The organism is Bacillales bacterium (assembly GCA_035700025.1).
In the GTDB taxonomy this organism is placed as follows: Bacteria; Bacillota; Bacilli; order Bacillales; family DASSOY01; genus DASSOY01.
The window spans coordinates 1-4,128 of the sequence record DASSOY010000026.1 but is presented as its reverse complement, the minus strand read 5'-3'; the positions used below and the strand labels follow the sequence as shown (position 1 = coordinate 4,128).

Annotated in this window: 4 protein-coding genes; 1 reads left to right on the top strand and 3 read right to left on the bottom strand. The window is 49.2% G+C overall.

The annotated features are described in order from the left end of the window. Positions 1-123 precede the first annotated feature (123 nt). Together groL and groES are read right to left on the bottom strand one after the other, a co-directional pair. Complete coding sequence (gene groL, locus VFK44_04510) at positions 124-1,761, bottom strand: chaperonin GroEL (GenBank protein HET7627635.1); 1,638 nt, start codon at positions 1,759-1,761, stop codon at positions 124-126. 79 nt (positions 1,762-1,840) lie between these two features. After that, positions 1,841-2,125: a co-chaperone GroES gene (gene groES, locus VFK44_04505; protein HET7627634.1), complete on the bottom strand. Its 285-nt coding sequence runs from the start codon at positions 2,123-2,125 to the stop codon at positions 1,841-1,843. A gap of 274 nt (positions 2,126-2,399) precedes the next feature. On the opposite strand from groES, the gene VFK44_04500 reads away from it, so the two are divergent. Then, a complete protein-coding gene (locus tag VFK44_04500) occupies positions 2,400-3,110 on the top strand; it encodes a type II CAAX endopeptidase family protein (GenBank protein ID HET7627633.1) in 711 nt (236 codons plus the stop codon). Positions 3,111-3,129: 19 nt separating this feature from the next. Here the strand turns inward: VFK44_04500 and VFK44_04495 are convergent. Further along, on the bottom strand, positions 3,130-4,128 hold a 999-nt coding region (locus VFK44_04495; GenBank protein ID HET7627632.1), incomplete at its 5' end, for a DUF4179 domain-containing protein.

Sequence of the window (4,128 nt, the reverse complement as noted above, 5' to 3'; positions counted from 1 at the left end):
TTCCCATAAGTTCAGCGAACTTATGAGAAGCCTCAAAAAGTAATTTTTAGCAAGGATTATGGTCAAAATATTTCCTTTTTCTTTTGCCATAAATCCTTTTATATCAAGGGTTTCTGGGCTTTGTTACATCATGCCGCCCATTCCACCCATGCCGCCCATGCCGCCCATGTCAGGGGAACCGCCTTCGTTTTCTTCAGGCTTGTCGGCAACGACTGCTTCGGTCGTAAGGAACATGGCGGATACGGAAGCCGCGTTTTGCAGCGCGGAGCGTGTCACTTTCGTCGGATCGACGATGCCGGCTTGGATCATGTTGACCCATTCACCTTTCGCAGCATCGAATCCTACGCCGATGTCTTCGCCTTTGATGCGCTCGACGACTACGGAACCTTCGAGTCCTGCGTTTTTCGCGATCTGGCGAAGCGGCTCTTCGAGCGCGCGTACGACGATGTTTACGCCGGTCGCTTCGTCGCCTTCCGCATCAACGGATTGCGCAGCTTCGATGACGTTCACGAGCGCCGTACCGCCGCCGGAAACGATGCCTTCCTCAACCGCTGCGCGTGTTGAGTTCAACGCGTCTTCGATGCGGAGCTTGCGTTCTTTCATTTCCGTTTCGGTTGCTGCGCCGACTTTGATGACGGCTACGCCGCCAGCTAATTTCGCCAGGCGCTCTTGTAATTTTTCGCGATCGAAGTCGGAAGTCGTTTCTTCAATTTGGGCTTTGATGTTGTTGACGCGGCCGGCGATTTGGTCGCTGTCGCCTTGCCCTTCAATGATCGTCGTATGTTCTTTCGTAACGACAACTTTGGAAGCGCGGCCGAGCTGATCGATCGTCGCTGATTTCAGGTCGAGGCCGAGATCTTCCGTGATCACTTGACCGCCTGTAAGCGCTGCGATATCCTCGAGCATGGCCTTGCGGCGATCGCCGAATCCAGGTGCTTTCACCGCTACAGCGTTGAACGTGCCGCGAAGTTTGTTCACGACGAGCGTAGCGAGTGCTTCGCCTTCAACGTCCTCAGCGATGATGAGAATCGGCTTGCCTTGCTGAACGACTTGTTCAAGCAACGGAAGCACTTCTTGAATGTTCGAGATTTTCTTGTCCGTAATCAAGATGTACGGATCCTCAAGTTCCGCTTCCATCTTGTCATTATCGGTAACCATGTACGGCGAAGCGTAACCGCGGTCGAACTGCATCCCTTCGACTACGTCGAGTTCCGTTCCGAATCCTTTCGATTCTTCGACCGTAATGACGCCGTCATTGCCGACCCGTTCCATCGCTTCGGCAATCAATTGGCCGACTTGATCGTCGTTCGAAGAAATCGAAGCGACTTGCGCGATCGAATCTTTGCCTTGAATCGGCGTCGAAATGTTTTTGAGTTCTTCCACCGCTGCAGCCGTTGCTTTCTCAATGCCGCGGCGAATGACCATCGGATTCGCACCCGAAGTTACGTTTTTCAAGCCTTCGCGAATCATCGCTTGCGCAAGAACGGTAGCCGTCGTCGTACCGTCCCCGGCGACGTCGTTCGTTTTGCTGGCGACTTCGGACACGAGCTGAGCGCCCATGTTTTCAAAGGCGTCTTCCAGTTCGATTTCTTTAGCGATCGTTACCCCGTCATTCGTGATGAGCGGAGATCCGAATTTCTTCTCAAGAACTACGTTGCGGCCTTTCGGGCCTAATGTCACTTTAACGGCATTTGCGAGTGCGTCTACCCCGCGAAGCATCGCGCGGCGGGCTTCTTCGCTGTATTTAATGTCTTTAGCCATAACTAGTTCCTCCTTTTTGTATGTAGTTCGCCCGTTTCGTTAACGACGAACCGTTCAATGTTAACGAGATGTCCCAAACTTAGCCGATGACAGCCAATACGTCGTCTTCACGTAAAATCAAGTACTCTTGACCATCGTATTTCACTTCCGTACCAGCGTATTTCGAGAAAATCACCGAACTGCCTTCGGTTACTTCCAGCGCGACACGTTCACCTTTGTCGGTCAAGCGACCCGTTCCGACCGCAACGACGCGGCCTTCCTGCGGTTTTTCTTTGGCGGATTCAGGCAACACGATTCCGCTCGAAGTTTTCTCTTCCTTTTCAACAGGTTGGATGATAATGCGATCACCTAGCGGCTTTAACAACTGAAACACCCTCCTTAAACTCATTTATCCGGTATTATTAGCACTCACCTAAACCGAGTGCTAACGCAATTCTTATCATAATCAATCCGAAAGATTTTTTCAAGTCCCGTAAACGATTTTTTCAAAAAAAATGTCCCCTGAATTCGGGTATGATACAATGATGGTTGGAAAGACTAGGCAGCGTCTTCTTGTTGCAGAAGGATGCTGTTCATGATAGGAAGATTTCGCTCATACTTTCATATAGTATATCCAACCGAAAAAAGGAGTAATCCATTTGCCAAAGCGATACTGGTGGGTGCTCGCCACCTACGTCCTGATGCAGTTGTCAGCATTCATTGGCGTACCTTTGCTGTACGCCGGCGGATTCGACGAAACACAAGCCCAAGTCCTATGGAGCATGTTCAGTTTTCTTACCGCATTTATCGTCGTGCTTCTTCTATTATTGAAAGACATGAAACGAGCAGAATGGAACCGAAATCGCGCTTCGGCTGGCCAATCCTTTAAATGGATCGTGCTTGGCATCCTGCTGGCATTTGCCACACAAATGGCCGCAGGAATCATTGAGCAGGCACTCGGCGTTCGACACGCGTCGCAAAATACGAAAATGATCACCGAAATCGCCAAACAAATGCCGATTTTCATCATCGTCGTCGCCGTGATCGGACCCATCCTCGAAGAAGTCGTGTTCCGCAAAGTCATTTTCGGCAGCTTGCGCCGGCGTTATGATTTTACAATCGCCGCACTGGCCAGTTCTTTTTTGTTCGGCCTTGCTCATCTCGATTTTCCATATTTGCTGACCTACGTCGCCATGGGCTATGTTTTCGCGTTTCTCTACGAAAAGACGAAACGCATCGTCGTCCCGATTGCCGCTCATGCCACGATGAATACGATCGTTGTTCTTCTTCAAGTCGTCTTCTCCGACAGATTGGAAGAATACATTCAGCATTTGAAAGAAACGGAATCGCTCATTCTTTTTTTCTTTTAGAATGAGCCGGTTCTTTTTTTTATTTGACCCGCACGCGAAACGCCTTCTCCACGTGATTCGGATAATCCATAAGCTGAAACGTCAACGGTCCCTGGAACGGTTCTTTTTTTATTGTGAATGTGATCAACTGTTTGGCATTTTCATCAGTGCTTGCCGTTCCCGATCGCAGCATGTTTTCATACGTTCTCCCGGCGGCATCACGGTAGGTCGAACGAAACAAGTTATAGCTCCGGTGGGAATCCCACGAGGGGTCCGTCTCAAGCGCCAGCTTAACCGTGATTGTTTTTTGCGTTTCGGTAATATCCGTCAACGCGATGCGGTCATCCGGTTTTTGCAACAATTGATGATGCTTTAAATCTACGACAAGATCTAACTTATCCTTATCGAGTGCCCTTATGTTGTGCCCTTCCAAAAATAATGCTTTCGGCTCTCTAAAGTAATTGCTTTCGAAATAGAGAATTCGCTCAGTTGGGCTGATCCCTGAAGCCGAAACGCCGTCCCGCATCGAAGACCAAACCTGACCCTTTCCGTCCACCAATTGCAACTGGTCAAAACCAAAGATTCGTTTCGAGTTTTCTGGATCAAATTTTACATAAACGGCGATTCTCGTTGGGTAAACAATCCCCTTTTCAACGCTCACCGCTTGTTGCCCGAAATGAACCGTCTGATTGACCGGCAGCACGTGTTTCATGTCTTTGATTTTGGCCAGATCCAGCGGAATTTTAACCGTATCCGTCCACGTCTTCGACCTTTCGGTTAAACGAATTTTGAGATAGACGGCGCTTTGCAATTGATAGGATGGACCGTAACTGGCGGTAATTTTACCTTTATGTTTCCCGTCCGGATCAAATCCGACAGATGCAGGCAAAGGATCCTTGTTTTTATCGAGCAACTGAACCGATTCAAGATTTACCACGTCCAAATGATCGGCATCCAATGTGTAAAATAAAATCATCCGGGAATTGTCGGCGATGACGTTCTTTACGGTAAAAGTTACGCCTTGATGACGCACGGAGCG